Source organism: Micromonospora sp. DT46, from assembly GCF_049841735.1.
Classification (GTDB): Bacteria; Actinomycetota; Actinomycetes; order Mycobacteriales; family Micromonosporaceae; genus Micromonospora; species Micromonospora reichwaldensis.
Window position 1 is genome coordinate 643888 of sequence record NZ_JBNCKW010000003.1, and the last position, 15079, is coordinate 658966.

Annotated in this window: 13 protein-coding genes and 1 pseudogene; 9 read left to right on the forward strand and 5 right to left on the reverse strand. The window is 73.5% G+C overall.

Translation table 11 applies throughout. From position 1 onward, the window contains the following. Positions 1-33 precede the first annotated feature (33 nt). A complete protein-coding gene (locus ACLQ20_RS10770) occupies positions 34-1440 on the reverse strand; it encodes a KamA family radical SAM protein (protein ID WP_151456843.1) in 1407 nt (468 codons plus the stop codon). A 154-nt stretch (positions 1441-1594) separates the two neighbouring features. Here ACLQ20_RS10770 and ACLQ20_RS10775 point away from each other — a divergent pair, with 154 nt between their 5' ends. From ACLQ20_RS10775 to ACLQ20_RS10815, 9 genes and pseudogenes are all read left to right on the forward strand, one after another. Next, positions 1595-2644 (forward strand): zinc-binding alcohol dehydrogenase, encoded by a 1050-nt coding sequence (locus tag ACLQ20_RS10775; protein WP_192581549.1) that lies wholly within the window; start codon positions 1595-1597, stop codon positions 2642-2644. Positions 2645-2649: 5 nt separating this feature from the next. Next, positions 2650-4218, forward strand: coding sequence for an amidohydrolase (locus ACLQ20_RS10780; RefSeq protein WP_425855230.1), 1569 nt, complete (start codon positions 2650-2652; stop codon positions 4216-4218). A 58-nt stretch (positions 4219-4276) separates the two neighbouring features. Then, entirely contained in the window at positions 4277-5860 is a 1584-nt protein-coding gene (locus ACLQ20_RS10785; protein ID WP_425855232.1) for a lysine 5,6-aminomutase subunit alpha, read from the forward strand. Next, positions 5857-6633: an OAM dimerization domain-containing protein gene (locus ACLQ20_RS10790; RefSeq protein WP_132237542.1), complete on the forward strand. Its 777-nt coding sequence runs from the start codon at positions 5857-5859 to the stop codon at positions 6631-6633. Before ACLQ20_RS10785 ends, ACLQ20_RS10790 begins: the two co-directional genes overlap by 4 nt. Beyond that, positions 6630-7022, forward strand: a complete 393-nt coding sequence (locus tag ACLQ20_RS10795; protein WP_151457592.1) for a hotdog domain-containing protein — start codon at positions 6630-6632, stop codon at positions 7020-7022. The genes ACLQ20_RS10790 and ACLQ20_RS10795 overlap by 4 nt, the downstream gene beginning before the upstream one ends. Further along, entirely contained in the window at positions 7019-8356 is a 1338-nt protein-coding gene (locus ACLQ20_RS10800; protein ID WP_425855235.1) for a glutamate mutase L, read from the forward strand. Before ACLQ20_RS10795 ends, ACLQ20_RS10800 begins: the two co-directional genes overlap by 4 nt. A 490-nt stretch (positions 8357-8846) precedes the next feature. Then, a pseudogene (gene lnt / locus ACLQ20_RS10805) lies at positions 8847-10489 on the forward strand (apolipoprotein N-acyltransferase); the annotation flags it as partial. 8 nt (positions 10490-10497) lie between these two features. Next, positions 10498-11304, forward strand: coding sequence for a polyprenol monophosphomannose synthase (locus ACLQ20_RS10810; protein WP_425855237.1), 807 nt, complete (start codon positions 10498-10500; stop codon positions 11302-11304). Positions 11305-11389: 85 nt separating this feature from the next. Further along, the gene (locus ACLQ20_RS10815; protein ID WP_425855239.1) at positions 11390-11917 is read left to right on the forward strand and encodes an FxsA family protein; all 528 of its coding nucleotides are present in this window, start codon (positions 11390-11392) and stop codon (positions 11915-11917) included. A gap of 62 nt (positions 11918-11979) precedes the next feature. On the opposite strand, the gene ACLQ20_RS10820 is transcribed toward ACLQ20_RS10815, so the two are convergent. The 4 genes from ACLQ20_RS10820 to ACLQ20_RS10835 form a co-directional block, all read right to left on the reverse strand. Beyond that, positions 11980-12321: an RNA polymerase-binding protein RbpA gene (locus ACLQ20_RS10820; RefSeq protein ID WP_007460094.1), complete on the reverse strand. Its 342-nt coding sequence runs from the start codon at positions 12319-12321 to the stop codon at positions 11980-11982. Between the two features lie 292 nt (positions 12322-12613). After that, the gene (locus ACLQ20_RS10825) at positions 12614-13204 is read right to left on the reverse strand and encodes a pyridoxamine 5'-phosphate oxidase family protein (RefSeq protein WP_425855241.1); all 591 of its coding nucleotides are present in this window, start codon (positions 13202-13204) and stop codon (positions 12614-12616) included. Positions 13205-13257: 53 nt separating this feature from the next. Next, positions 13258-14352, reverse strand: a complete 1095-nt coding sequence (locus ACLQ20_RS10830) for a winged helix DNA-binding domain-containing protein (protein WP_425855243.1) — start codon at positions 14350-14352, stop codon at positions 13258-13260. A 78-nt stretch (positions 14353-14430) separates the two neighbouring features. Beyond that, a complete protein-coding gene (locus ACLQ20_RS10835; RefSeq protein ID WP_425855245.1) occupies positions 14431-15051 on the reverse strand; it encodes a DinB family protein in 621 nt (206 codons plus the stop codon). Between the last annotated feature and the right edge of the window lie 28 nt (positions 15052-15079).

Sequence of the window (15079 nt, forward strand, 5' to 3'; positions counted from 1 at the left end):
GTCGGCTCCGGGGGTGCGGGTGTCGCGGGTTGGTCAGTCGTTGCGGTGCTCGGCCCACCACTGCTGCCCGGTCTCGGGCAGGGTGTCGATCGGGTCGTAGTAGGCGTGGCGCTTGTTGAGCGCCTCGGCGTCGGCGGACTCGATGGAGGTGCGGTAGTTCTTCGTCCAGTACGAGATGCCGCGGTCGCGGTCGTACTCGGTGAGCATGTGCACCCAGCGCTTGCCGACGAAGGGCACGTCGCACACGATGCGCGGGGTGGCGTAGCCGGGCAGGTAGCCCATGATGTCGTGCTGGAGCTGCTGGGCGTGCCAGACCGGGACCCGCCAGTGCTCGGCGTTGGGGATCATGTCGCACATGTAGAAGTAGTACGGCAGGATGCCCGCCTCGCCCTGGAGGGCGAAGCAGAGGTCGAGCAGGTCGGGGGCGGTGGCGTTGACGCCGCGCATGAGCACGCCCTGGTTGCGGACGTCGCGTACGCCGACGTCGAGGGCGGTCTGGGCGGCCCTGGCGACCAGCGGGGTGAGCGACTGGGCGTGGTTGACGTGGGTGTGGATGGCGAGGTTGACGCCGCGGCGGGCGGCGGTGCGGGCGACCCGTTCGAGGCCCTCGACGACGTCGGGCTGGAGCCAGTGCTGGGGCAGGCCCATGAGGGCCTTGGTGGCGAGCCGGATGTCGCGGATGGTCTCGATCTCCAGCAGCCGCATCAGGTAGGACTCGAGGTTCTTCCACGGGACGTTGGCCACGTCGCCGCCGGAGACGACGACGTCACGGACGCCGGGGTGGGCCTTGAGGTAGCCGATGTGGGCGTCGTAGCGGTCGACGGGCTTGAGGGTGAGCTTGAGCTTGTCGACGGCAGGCGTGGAGTTGCCGACGAGGTCCATGCGGGTGCAGTGCCCGCAGTACTGGGGGCAGGTGGAGAGCAGCTCGGCGAGGACCTTGGTGGGGTAGCGGTGGGTGAGGCCCTCGGCGACCCACATGTCGTGTTCGTGCAGGGAGTCGCGGCTGGCGTACGGGTGGGAGGGCCAGTCGGTGCGCCGGTCGGAGGCGACGGGGATCATGTAGCGCCGGATGGGGTCGGCGAGGAACGCCTCGGTGGTCATCGGCGCGAACGGGACCATGGTGTTCATCATCTGTGGCGGCACCAGCATGGACATGGTGGCCAGGGCCTTCTGGTCGGCCTCGAGGTCGGCGTAGAAGGTCTCGTCGACCGTGTCGCCGAGGACGGTGCGCAGCTGCTTGATGTTCTTGACGCAGTTGACGCGCTGCCACTGGGCGTTCTCCCACTGGTCGCGGGTGACGTGGCGCCAGCCGGGGAAGCGGGTCCAGTCGGGTTCGACGAGGGGCGCGCGGCGGTACTCGTAGGGCTGTCCGGCGGTGGGGACGGCGACCGGCGCGGGGCGGGGCGCAGGCGGGGTCTCTACCGGTTGGGTCTGGGTCACGGCCCCTCCTCGATGTGGTGCGGTTGATCAGCGACCCCGAAGGCTACTGGAAAATATTCGGTGAAGAAATTAGTCTGCCGTAAGTTTTCCCGCTACGCGAGCCCTGGTCGGGGCTTCGAGCGGCGTGACAGGGGAGGTCGGCGTGACGTCACCGGTGGGTCTGCACCGCGTTGTCGAACCGGCGGGGGTGCTGCCGCAGGCCGCGTGGCGGCTGGACGCGAGTCCGGAGATCGCGCCGAACGAGGTGCGGATCCGGGTGGAGCGGCTGAACCTGGACGCGGCGAGCTTCCGGCAGCTGTGGGAGAAGCACGGCGGGGACGGCGACGCGGTCCGCGCCGAGGTGCTCCAGATCGTGTCGACGCGCGGCAAGATGCAGAACCCGGTGACCGGCTCGGGCGGGATGCTGATCGGCACCGTGGAGGAGGCGGGACGGCGGTCCCCGCTGGGGCTGCGGGCGGGACAGCGGGTGGCGACCCTGGTGTCGCTGACGCTGACGCCGCTGACGATCCTCGACGGGCTGGCCCGCTGGGACGGGCGCAGCGAGCAGGTGCCGTGCGACGGGTACGCGATCCTGTTCGCCCGGTCGATCGCGGCGGTGCTGCCGGCGGATCTCGATCCGCAGTTGTCCCTGGCGGTGCTGGACGTGTGCGGGGCGCCGGCGCTGACGGCGCGGGTGGTGTCGCGGTACGTGGCGGAGCGGGAGCGGGCGGAGGATCCGACGCCGGTGCGGGTGGCGGTGATCGGTGGCGCGGGCAAGAGCGGGTCGCTGTCTCTGGCCGCGGCGCGGCGGGCGGGTGCCGCCCGTACGGTCGGGGTGGTGCCGGTCGTGGCGGAGCGTGACGCGCTGGCGGCGGTGGGTCTGGCGGACGTGGTGGCGTTGGCCGACGCTCGGGATCCGGTGGCGTTGTCGTCGGCGGTGACGACGGCGTTGGGGGCGCCGGCGGACGTGACGGTGGTCTGCGTGGACGTGCCGGGGTGTGAGCACGGTGCGGTGCTGGCGACGGAGGACGGCGGCACGGTGGTGTTCTTCTCGATGGCGACGAGTTTCGCGGCGGCGGCGTTGGGGGCGGAGGGCCTGGCGGCGGACGTGACGATGCTGGTCGGCAACGGGTACGTGCCGGGGCACGCCGAGTTCGCGTTGGGTCTGTTGCGCTCGGAGTCGGGGGTGCGGGCGTTGTTCGAGGCGCGTCTGGCGGCAGACTGATGGTCATGACGAACCCCTCGACTCTGTACCGCGGCGGGACGCTGCACTGCCCGGCCGATCCGAGCGCGACGGCTCTGCTGGTGACCGATGGCCGGATCTCCTGGTTGGGGGTGGACGCGGACGCGCCGGTCGCCGAGCGGGTGGTGGATCTGGACGGGGCGTTGGTGACGCCGGCGTTCGTGGACGCGCACGTGCACGCCACGGACACGGGGTTGGCGTTGTCGGGGCTGGATCTGTCGGCGGTGCGTTCGGCGGCGGAGTTGCTGGACGCGGTGGCGGGGTTCTCGGCGGGGTTGCCGTCGGACGCGGTGGTGTTGGGGCACGGCTGGGACGAGTCGAGTTGGTTGGTGCCGCGGTTGCCGGACGCGGCGATGTTGGACCGGGCGGCCGGGGGTCGGCGGCTGTATCTGTCGCAGGCGTCGATCCATTCGGCGTTGGTGTCGGCGGCGTTGCTGGCGGCGTGTCCGCAGGTGGTGTCGGCGGCGGGGTACGACGCGTCGGGGTGGTTGCGGCGGGACGCGCACCACGTGGTGCGGGCGGCGGCGTTCGCGTCGGTGACGGGGGCGCAGCGGGTGGCGGCGCAGCGGGCGGCGTTGGCGCACGCGGCGTCGCTGGGTATCGCGGCGGTGCACGAGTGCGGTGGTCCGGAGATCTCCGACGAGGAGGACTTCACGGGTCTGTTGGCGTTGTCGGGTGACGGCGTGGCGGAGGTGTACGGGTACTGGGGTGAGCTGCTGGGTGCGGCGCGGGCCCGGGAGTTGGGTGCGGTGGGTGCGGGGGGTGATCTGTTCGCCGACGGGGCGTTGGGGTCACGTACGGCGCACGTGTCGCGTGACTACCTGGATGGTGAGGGGGGTTGCGGGCACGGTTACCTGAGTGCGGAGCAGGTGCGTGAGCATCTGTTGGACTGTGCGGCGCACGGTGTGCAGGGTGGGTTCCACGCGATCGGTGACGCGGCGATCTCGACGGTGCTGGAGGGCTTCGCGGGGGCGGCGGAGAGGTTGGGCACGGACCGGGTGCGGGCGGGTCGGCACCGCATCGAGCACGCGGAGATCATGAACAAGCGGTTGATCGCCGGGTTCGTGGAGTACGGGATCGTGGCGAGCATGCAGCCGGCGTTCGACCGGTTGTGGGGTGGCGCGGGGCGGATGTACGAGTCGCGGCTGGGCCTGGAGCGGTCGTTGGAGTCGAATCCGATGGGTGCGATGCACGGTGTCGGGGTGGCGTTGGCGTTCGGGTCGGATTCGCCGGTGACGCCGCTGGATCCGTGGGGTTCGGTGCGGGCGGCGGTGTGGCACCACAGTCCGACGCAGCGGATGAGTGTGCGGTCGGCGTTCGCGGCGCACACCCGTGGCGGGTGGCGTGCGGTGCGGCTGGACAACGAGGGTGTGCTGGCGTTGGGGGCACCGGCGACGTTCGCGGTGTGGTCGACGCCGGCGGGGGTGGACCGGGGGTTGCCGGTGTTGTTGGCCGCGGACCCGGAGGCGCGTGGTCCGCAGGACCCGACGCCGCTGCCGGTGTGTCGGCGCACGGTGTTGCGCGGTGACGTGATCTACGAGGAAGGGTCTTCGTGAGCGAGCGAACCATCGGTACGGCGTGTGGCGCCGTCGCGGGGCAGGGTCGGGTGACGGTGTGACGGGCAAGCTTGACCTTGATCCGCGGCTGGTGGCGCGGGCGCGGGAGTTGGCGCGTCGCGCCGGGCAGCCGGTGGTGGATCTGGCGCGCAGCCACACGACGGTGTCGGTGGAGCGGGCGGTGCTGCGGCTGGCCGGGGTGGCCGGCGCGGATCCGGACGGTATTCCGTGGGTGAACCGGCTCGTGGACGCGGTGGTCGCGGACGTGGGGTTGGGGCACGGGGTGGCGTTGCCGGTGTTCGACGCGCTCGCCCGGGAGCAGCTCGGGGACGTGACGTTGCTGGCGCAGAAGGCGGCGGCGGGGTCGGTGCGGTTCGAGGTGCCGACGGGGAAGGCGGCCACGGCGGCGCGGAAGGCGGCGCGGCGGGCGGTGGGTGCGGGGATCCGGGCGATCGACCGGCGGCGTGCGGAGCGCGACCGGCTGGTGAAGCGGTTCGGGGATCCGGCGCAGCGGCCGTGGATCTATCTGATCGTGGCGACGGGCGACATCTACGAGGACATTCCGCAGGCGCAGGCGGCGGCGCGGGCGGGCGCGGACGTCATCGCGGTGATCCGGTCGACGGGGCAGTCGCTGCTGGACTACGTGCCGGAGGGGGCGACGCGGGAGGGCTTCGCGGGCACGTACGCGACGCAGGAGAACTTCCGGTTGATGCGGGCGGCGTTGGACGAGTCGTCGCGGGAGTTGGGCCGCTACGTGCGGTTGACGAACTACGCGTCGGGTCTGTGCATGCCGGAGATGGCGACCCTGGCGGGCCTGGAGCGGCTCGACATGATGTTGAACGACTCGATGTACGGGATCCTGTTCCGGGACATCAACCCGATTCGCACGTTCGTGGACCAGCGGTTCTCGCGGCAGGTGCACGCGCGGGCGGGGATCATCATCAACACCGGTGAGGACAACTACCTGACCACGGCGGACGCGGTGGACGAGGCGCACACGGTGACGGTGTCGCAGCTGCTCAACGAGTTCTTCGCGCACGAGGCGGGGTTGGCGGACTGGCAGTTGGGGTTGGGGCACGCGTTCGAGATCAACCCGGACGTACCGGAGTCGTTGCGGCTGGAGTTGGCGCACGCGTTGCTGGCGCGGGAGTTGTTCCCGGACGCGCCGTTGAAGTGGATGCCGCCGACGAAGCACATGACGGGCGACGTGTTCCGGGGCAATCTGCTGGACGGGTTCTTCAACCTGGTGGGCACGATGACCGGTCAGGGGATCCTGCTGGTGGGGATGATGACCGAGGCGGTGGTGACGCCGTGGTTGTCGGACCGGGACATCGCCCTGCAGAACGTGCGGTACGTGCTGGGTGCGGCCGGTGGGTTGCACGAGGACTTCGTGCCGGCGTCGGGCGGGTTCATCCAGCAGCGGGCGAACCGGGTGCTGGGTGAGGCGGTCGACCTGCTGGAGCGCATCGGTGATCAGTCGCTGTTGACGGCGATCGCCGAGGGCACGTTCGGGATCATGAAGCGGCCGGCGGACCGGGGCAAGGGGTTGGCGGGGGTGGCCGCGCACGAGGCCGGCTACTTCAATCCGGCCACGGAGATCCTGGAGGCGTCGGTGGCGGGTGGAGAGGTGGCACGGGCGTGAGCGCCGTCGAGGCCGGCGGGGACGCCGGGAAGAAGATCGTCCGGCCGTACGGGGACACCACGGGCGATGGCATGGTGCAGGTGTCGTTCACGTTGCCGGTGCCGCACGACAAGCGGGCCGAGGGCGCGGCGGTGCAGTTGGCGAACAAGATGGGCATCGATCCGGCGATGCTGGTGCACGCCAAGCCGATGAGTGACGGCTTCACGTTCTTCGTGGTGTACGGGCGGGTGAACCATCTGGTGGACCTGTCGGCGGTGCAGGTGGTGGAGCGTGACTTCCCGCTGCTGAGCGCCAAGGAGGTCAACGCGGTGGTGAAGCGGCGGTTGCGGCGCAAGTTGTCGGTGGTGGGGGCGTGCATCGGCACGGACGCGCACACCGTCGGCATCGACGCGATCCTCAACGTGAAGGGCATCGCGGGGGAGAAGGGCCTGGAGTACTACCGGGAGTTGAAGGTCACGAACCTGGGTGCGCAGGTGAGCGTGCCGGAGTTGGTGGAGGCGGCGCGGGTGGAGCGCGCGGACGCGGTGCTGGTGTCGCAGGTGGTGACGCAGCGCGACGCGCATCTGCACAACACGCGGGAGATGTCGGCGGCGTTCCGGGAGGCGATGCCGGCGGGGCGTCGGCCGTTGCTGATCGTGGGTGGGCCGCGTTTCGACGAGTCGATGGCCGGCGAGTTGGGCGTGGACCGGATCTTCGGTCGGGGGACCACCCCGGGTGAGGTGGCGAGTTTCCTGGTGCACGCGTTGGTCACGGAGAAGAAGGCGAAGGCATGAGTGATTCCCGGGTGGGTCTGACGGTCGTGCACCGGCGGTACGTGCCGTATTCGCACGCCCACTACGCCGGCAACCTGGTCGACGGGGCGTACGCGCTGGGGTTGTTCGGGGACGTGGCCACGGAGGTGTGTATCCGCACCGACGGTGACGAGGGGTTGTTCGCGTCGTACTCGGACGTGCAGTTCCGGGCGGCGATGCGGGCGGGTGACGTGTTGGAGGTGACGGCGACGGTGACCCGGGTGGGTACGCGTAGCCGCACGATCGACTTCGTCGCGGCCGTGGTGTGCCGGGGGCGTCCGGATCGGGGTGAGTCGGCGGCGGAGGTGCTCGGCGAGCCGATCGTGGCGGTCACCGCGACCGGCACGGTGGTCGTGCCGCCGGTGGCGTGAGGTACGCGGTCTGCGCCGACGTCGGGTCCACGTACACGAAGGTGGCGGTGGTGGACCTCGACGCGGGCGCGTTGGTGGCGGGGGCGTCGGCGCCGACGACGGTGGGCACGGACGTGCTGCACGGCCTGGACGCGGCGGTGGCGGCGGCCACCGCCGGCCTGGCGGCGGGTCAGGCGCCCTGGTACGTGTGTTCGTCGGCCGGTGGTGGGTTGCGGCTGGCGGTCGTCGGCTACGAGCGGCTGGTGACCGCGCAGGCGGGCCGGCGGGTGGGTCTGTCGGCGGGCGCGAACGTGGTGCACGTGGCCGCGGGTCGGCTCGGTGCGGCGGACCTGACGGGGCTGCGGGCGGCCCGCCCGGACGTGGTGCTGCTGGTAGGTGGCACCGACGGTGGTGACGCCGAGACGTTGACGCACAACGCGACGCGACTGGCGCGGGCCCGCTGGCGGGTGCCGGTGGTGTTGGCCGGCAACGTCGACGTCCGCGACGACCTGCACGCCGTGCTGGCTGCGGCGGGGGTGCCGGTGACGGTGGCCGACAACGTGCTGCCGCGCATCGGGGTGCTGGCGCCGGCGTCGGCGCGCTCGGCCATCCGGGAGGTGTTCCTGCGGCACGTGATCGGGGGCAAGCGGCTGTCGCGCGGGTCGCGGTTCGCGCGGCTGGTGCGGGCGGCCACCCCCGACGCGGTGCTGACCGGCGTGGAGGTGCTGGCCGACACCCTGGGTGGTGATCTGGTGGTGGTGGACGTGGGTGGCGCCACCACGGACGTGTATTCGGTGCTCACGCCGGACGAGCGGGCCACCGGGCCGGGGCGGGAGGTGGCGGGGTCGCTGTGGCGGGCCCGTACCGTCGAGGGGGACCTGGGCATGCGGTGGAGCGCGCCGGGGGTGGTGCGGGCGGCAGTCGAGGAGCGGCTGCTGACCGACGCGCAGGGCGACGACCTGGCGGCGGGGGCGGCGGTGCGCGCGGGCGATCCGGGGTTCCTGCCGGTGGGGGACGCGGAGCGTGCGGTGGACGCCCGGATCGCGGCCCTGGCGGCGACGGTGGCGTTGCGTCGGCACGCCCGGGGCGCGGCCACGGGTGAGCGGGCCGGGCGGGACCTGCGCGACGTGCGGCTGCTGGTGGGTTCCGGTGGGGTGCTGCGGCACGCCGCGCCGGCGGATGCGGCGGGTGTGCTGGGTGCGGTGCTGGCCGACCACGCCGGTGGGTGGCCGTTGCCGCGTGCGGCGCGGCCGGTCGTCGACGTCGACTACGTGCTGGCCGCCGGTGGGCTGCTGGCCGCCGAGCATCCGGCGGCGGCGGGGACGTTGCTGCGCCGGCACCTCGCGACGGATTGAGACTCGCCGACGCGACACGCCGTGGTGCATCACACGACAGGCCCGGGTGGGTTGACAGCGGCGGGGGTCCACGCCGTACCGTCTTTGAGTCCTACTACGGGAAGCGGCTGTTGTTCGCTTCGTCCCTTCGTCCGCTGGCCGAGCGACATGTGAGCAGTGCGTCGCGGCGGCCAGGTCCAGCGGGCGGGGGTCGGCGGGGCGGCGCGAACCGGCCGCGGTTACCGGTGTACGGGCAGGGTGAGGTGCACGGCCAGTAGACAACGGCCAGGCGGGGGCAGCCAGTCCACGTCGGGTCGGTCCGAAGGTCGGCGCAGCTCATTCTCGCCCCACCGGCCGGGAAGGGCCTGGGAGCATCGGGGCGCGGCGCGAGCCGCGCCCCGATTTGTGTCTGCGGCCCCCTGCCGGGAGGAACCGCCCTTACGCGCCGCGACGGGGCGTCGGATGCGGCGCCGGGCGGGGCGGGAACCCGTGGGCGGGTAGCCTTCGGCCCGTGATCGTGGGCAACGTGCCGGCGCCGGCCGGGGACAGCAGCCAGCCGGGCGCCGTGGGGGCGGGGACGCCCGAGGTGGCGCGGCCGCTGCCGCTGCGGGTGGCCGTGCCGATGGCGGTGATCGCCGGGTTGGCGTTGCTGGCGGCGTTCCCGCCGTACGGGCTGTGGCCGCTCGCGCCGCTGGGCGTGGCGTTGCTGGCCGCGGCGACGCACCGGCGTCGGGTACGCGCTGGCGCCGGGCTGGGTTTCCTGACCGGGGTGGCGTTGTTCGCGCCGCTGCTGAGCTGGACGAACCTGCACACCGGCTACCTGCCGTGGGTGTTGCTGTCGCTGTTGCAGGCCGGCTACCTGGCGCTGCTGGGCGCGGCGGGCGCGTACGTGTCGCCGCTGGTCGAGCGGGCGCGGTGGAGTTGGCCGTTGGTGACCGGCCTGTTGTGGGTGGGGCAGGAGGCGCTGCGCGACCGCACCCCGTTCGGCGGGTTCCCGTGGGGGCGCCTGGCGTTCAGCCAGGACGGCTCGCCGCTGCTGCGGCTGGCCGCGTGGGGTGGCGCGCCGCTGGTGACGTTCGCGGTGGCGCTGACGGGCGGGCTGCTGGTCGCGGCGCTGTGGCGGCCGTGGGGCGGGCGGCGGCGCTGGTGGGTGCCGGTGGCCGGGCTGGCCGCCGCGGCGGTCGCGGTGCCCGTCGTGGGGCTGCTGGTGCCGGTGTCGGGCGCGGGGGGCGGCGCCGCGGTCACGGTGGCGATCGTGCAGGGCAACGTGCCGCGGCTCGGGCTGGACTTCAACGCCCAGCGGCAGGCGGTGCTGAACAACCACGTCGACGCCACGATCGAGCTGGCCGGGCAGGTGTCCGCGGGCGTGCGGCCCCGCCCCGACCTGGTGGTGTGGCCGGAGAACTCCAGCGACATCGACCCGCTGCGCGACACCGACGCCGGGGCGCGCATCTCGCAGGCCGCCGACGCGGTCGGCGCCCCGATCCTCGTCGGTGCGGTCCTGCGCGGCCCCGGGGAGGGGCAGGTGCGCAACGCGGGGATCCTGTGGCGGCCCGGCAGCGGCCCGGACCTGGAGCAGCGGTACACGAAGCGGCACCCGGTGCCGTTCGCCGAGTACGTGCCGATGCGTGATCTCGCCCGGATGGTCAGCAAGCAGGTCGACCGGGTACGCGCCGACTTCGTGCCGGGCAGCGAGCCGGGGGTGCTGCGGACCGGGGCGGCGGTGCTCGGCGACGTGATCTGCTTCGAGGTCGCCTACGACGAGGTGGTGCGTGACACCGTCGTCGGCGGCGCGCAGCTGCTGGTGGTGCAGACCAACAACGCCACGTTCGACGTGGCCGAGGCGCGCCAGCAGTTGGCGATGGTGCGGCTGCGGGCGGTCGAGCACGGCCGGCCGGCGTTGATGGCCTCCACGGTCGGGGTGTCCGGGTTCGTTGCCCCGGACGGGCGGGTAAGCGACGCCACCGGGTTCAATACCCGAGCGGTCGTGGTGCGGCAGCTGCGGCTGGACGACGGGCGCACCCTGGCCACCCGGGTCGGGTTGTGGCCGGAGGTGGCGCTGGCCACCCTGGCCGTGGCGGCCCTGGTCGGCGCGGGCGTGCTGCGCCGCCGGCCGCGCGCCGGGTGACACCAGCCGGTACGCCGGCGAAGGGGGAGCGACGGTGGGCGAGACGACCGGCACCCGGGCCGACACCGGTCATCCGGGGGTGGGTCGGGTGCTCGTGGTGATCCCGACCTACAACGAGGCCGACAACGTGGCGGGGATCGTGGCGCGGGTGCGTCGCGCCGCGCCGGCGGTGGAGATCCTGGTCGCCGACGACGACAGCCCCGACGGCACCGGTGGGCTCGCCGACGCCCTGGCCGGCGCCGACCGCCGGGTGCACGTGCTGCACCGCGAGGGCAAGCAGGGCCTCGGCGCGGCCTACCTGGCGGGGTTCGCGTGGGCCCGCGAGCGCGGCTTCGACGCGGTGGTGGAGATGGACGCCGACGGTTCGCACGCCCCGGAGGACCTGCCCGCGTTGCTGTCCGCCGCCCGCGACGCCGACGTGGTGATCGGCTCCCGGTGGACCGCCGGGGCGCGGGTGGTGAACTGGCCGCTGCGGCGGCTGCTGCTGTCGCGCTGCGGCAACCTGTACGCGCGGCTGGTGTTGGGCATGCCGCTGTCCGACGCCACCGGCGGCTACCGGGTGTACCGGCTGGCGGCCCTGGACGCATTCGACCTGGCGTCGGTCTGTTCGCAGGGGTATTCGTTCCAGGTGGAGTTGTCCCGGCTGGCGCACCGGTCCGGGGCGCGCATCGTGGAGGTGCCGATCACGTTCGCCGAGCGGGAGCGCGGCAGCAGCAAGATGAGCCCGCTGATCGTGGCGGAGGCGTTGTGGCGGATCACGACGTGGGGGGTGCAGGACCGGCGGCAGGCGGTACGGCGGGGCCTGCACGGCACCCCCACAGGTCAGGTGCGGTGGCCCTGAGCGGCGGCGTGTCATGCTGGATGGGGCGCCGGCGCCCGCGCGGGGTGGCCCCGCCGTAGGCGCCGCTGATGGCGAATGGGGTGAGATGCGCCGAGGACTGAGGTTTGTGCCGTTGGCCCTGTTGGTGGCGACGCTGCTGGAGCTGGCGGTGTTCGTCGTGGTGGGGCGGGCGATCGGGTTCGGCTCGGCGCTGCTGGTGGTGTTCGCGGTGTCGCTGCTGGGGCTGGTGCTGCTGCGTCGGGAGGGGATGCGCGCCTGGCGGGGCTTCAAGGCCTCCGCGCAGGCCGGTCAGCCGCCGGGCCGGCAGGTCACCGACGGTCTCGTGGGGCTGCTCGGGGCGCTGCTGCTGGCGATGCCGGGCCTGCTCAGTGGCCTGGTGGGGGTGTCGTTGCTGGTGCCGCCGGTGCGTCGGCTGGCCCGCAACGGGGTGCAGCGGGCCGCGGAGCGGCGGGTGTCGTCGATGGTCGCCGGTGACCTGTTCGGGCCGCGCCGGGTGCGGGTGCGCCGGGGCGCGCCGCAGCAGCCGCCGCAGCCGCAGCCGGCTGCCGAGCCCACCGTCGTCGACGGGGGCCGCGCCATCGAGGGGGAGATCGTGGAGCCCGGCCGAAGCTGACCTGGACACGACGGCGCCCCGGGAGCGATGCTCCCGGGGCGCCGTGGCGTTGACGGTGCGGCTCAGGCGCGGCCGCGGCGGGTGCGGACCTCCTGCAGCCGCTCGGCGAGGATGTCCTCCAGCTCGGCGATGGAACGCCGCTCCAGCAGCATGTCCCAGTGGGTACGCGGCGGCTTGGCCTTCTTCTGCTCCGGCTCGTTGCCGTCGACCAGCCGGGCCACGCTGCCGTCGAACTTGCATTCCCAGGTCGTGGGGACCTCGGCGTCGACGGCGAACGGAACCTCGAACTGGTGGCCCTTGGCACAGAGGTACTCGCGGGTCTGACGCGGCGCGAGCTCCGTGTTGCGGTCGGATTCGTAGCTGACCGCGCCCAGACGGCTGCCACGCAGCATACGCTCGCCCATGATCGACTTCCCCTCGTTCGTGGTGCTGGTCTTCTCGGTGTAACGGTCCGTTCCCGCCGGGCCATTCCCGCCCGGACCACCGGGCGAGCCTGCACAAGGGTAGCCGGCCACGCCAGCCGCCCGGCGGGGTCGCCCCGGGCCGGGTCGGGCGGGTGGAGGGTTTCGCTGTGCCACCGGCGATGGTAGCCGCCCCGAAGCCGCGCAGGTCGCCACGGCCGGTGACGCGCCGGTCGCGCCCCTCGCCGTCGCCCCGCTCGCCCGTGAGCCCGCGCCGGGAACGCCGGCGGCCGGCTCAGGTCGCCGGGGTCGGTGGCAGCGGCAGCGGCAGGCCCGGCAGCCCGTCGATGCTGCGGGCCACGTGGTCCTTGCCGGCGAAGTAGTCGCTCAGCGACGCGTCGTCCTCCCGGGCGAACCGCCGGGCGTGCAGGTCGCGGTCGGCGTCGTAGGACATGAACGGCACCGCGTAGCCGCAGGTGTCGCGGATCAGTTCGGCGCGTACGACGATGATCGCCCGCAGGCCGTGGACGCTGGTGTCGATGTCCGGGAAGTGGCCCGTCAGCTCCGCCCAGCGGGGGTCGTCGCGAAACACCGGCTCGCCGCGCCCGTGCACCCGCACGATGTTCGGCGGCCCGTCGAACGCGCACCACATGAGCGTGATCCGCCCGTTCTCCCGCAGGTGCGCGATTGTCTCGGCGTTGCTGCCGGCGAAGTCCAGGTAGGCCACGGTGTGCGCGTCGACGACCGCCCACGAGCCACGCAGCCCCTTCGGGGACAGGTTGATGGTGCCGTCGCCCGACAGCGGCGCCGTGGCGGTGAAGAACAGGGGCTGGTCCTCGATGAAGCTGCGCAGCCGGCCGTCGATGCGCTCGTATGTCTTTCCCACCCCGGCATCATGGCCTGGTGACGGTCCCTGCGCTGCCCCGGGCGGTGCGGTGCTCAGGGCGTGGACGCGGCGATGCGTACGCGGTCGTCGTCGGAGAGGAACGACGCCACCGCCTGACCCTGCTCGGCCACGGCGGCGCGTTCGGCGCGGGAGAGGCGCCGCAGCGGGGCGACGGTCACGGTGTCGGCCGCGACGCCCCAGGTGGCGGCGACCCGGCCGTCGACCAGGACGACGCGCTCGCCGGCGACCGACAGGCCACGGTGGGCGTCGTCGACGATGCGGCTGCGGTCGTCGTAGCCGAGCAGCGCGTTGTCGAACGCCGGCAGGAACCGCACCGGCGCGGGCGTGTCGGCGTCGGGGCGCGGCGCGTCGGGCAGGTCCCACAGCCGCCGCCCGCGCTCGTCGCGCAGGACGACCAGCTCCTCGCGGATCGCGGCCACCGCCGCCGGCAGGCCGGCGAGGCCGGACCAGGCGCGCAGGTCGGCCGTCGAGGCCGGACCGAAGGCGGCCAGGTAGCGCCGCACGAGCGCCTCACCGACCGGGTCGCAGCCCGGCGGGGCCGGCGGGTCGATCTCGCGGCCCAGCCAGGAGGAGAGCAGCCCGTTGCGTACGCCCGCCGTCGTGCGCCACAGCCCGCGCGGCGGCAGCTGCACCACCGGGACGAGGGCGGCGAGCAGCATCTCGCCCAGCGCCCTCGGTCCCGGTGCCGGCCACCGGTCGGCGAGCGCCCGCGTGAGCCCGGTCATCGAGCGGGGCTCGCCGTCGGCCAGCACCTCCCGGCCCGCCGTGGCGAGCTCGTCGAGGTCCACGCCGGCGAGTTCGCGACGGTAGACCCCGAGTACCCGCTGGCGCAGCATGCCGTCGTGGCGGGCCCGCCACGCCAGCGCGTCGTCGGCGGTGACGAGGTGCACGGTGCGGCGCATGAGGTGCATCCGCACCACGCGCCGGCCGGTCAGCAGGTCCGACAGCGCCGTCGGGTCGAACCCGCGCACCCGGGACCAGAGCCCGACGAACGGCTCCTGTGGTTCCTGCGCCTGCAGGCCGCACAGGTGCGCGACGGCGTCGAGGACCGGCACGTCGGCGCGGTCGAGCAGCAGCTGCCGGGCCAGCGTGGCGCGGTTGAGCGCCCGGGCGTCCAGAACGGTCATCGGTGCACGTCTTCCCTGCGGGGCGGCGGAGGCGGGGTCGGGCGGGTCCCGGTCAGGTGGCCGGAACCCGCCGGGCGCTCAGGTGGCCCGCTGCCCGTCGAGGCTCTCGCGCAGGATGTCGGCGTGCCCGGCGTGCTGGGCGGTCTCGGCGATGACGTGCATCAGCACCCCCCGTACGCTGAGCACCCCCGTCACCTCGTGCCACGGCGCCGACGGCAGCGGGTGGGTCGCCGACAGGTCGGCGACGGCGGCGACGGTCTCCTCGGTGCGGGCGGCGACCTGCGCGTAGTGGTCGAGGATCCCGGCCAGGGTGTCGCCGGGCAGCATCCGGAAGCCGGCCTCGTGCTCGACGAGCCACTGCGGTACCTCGCGGGCCGTGCCGGCCGTGATGTCGGCCCAGGTGACCCCGTCGGGCAGGGCGAAGGACATGGCCGAGGGCCCCTCGACCACGAAGCGCAGCCACGATCGCTCCATGGCCGCGACGTGCTTGACCAGCCCGCCCAGGCACAGCGCGCTGGCCGTCGGGCGCTGGCCGAGCTGCTCGTCGGTGAGGCCGCGGACGGTGCCGGTCAGGGCGGATCGGGCGGTCGAGAGCGCGGCGAGCAGGTCGGCCCGCTCGGGGTCGAGGGTCGTCGGGGGCGTGGCGGTGGCGGTGTCGGTCACGGCGTTCGGGTCCTTCGTGTCGTCATCGGTGGGCACGTGGACCACGTTCGCAGCCGAAGCGGAC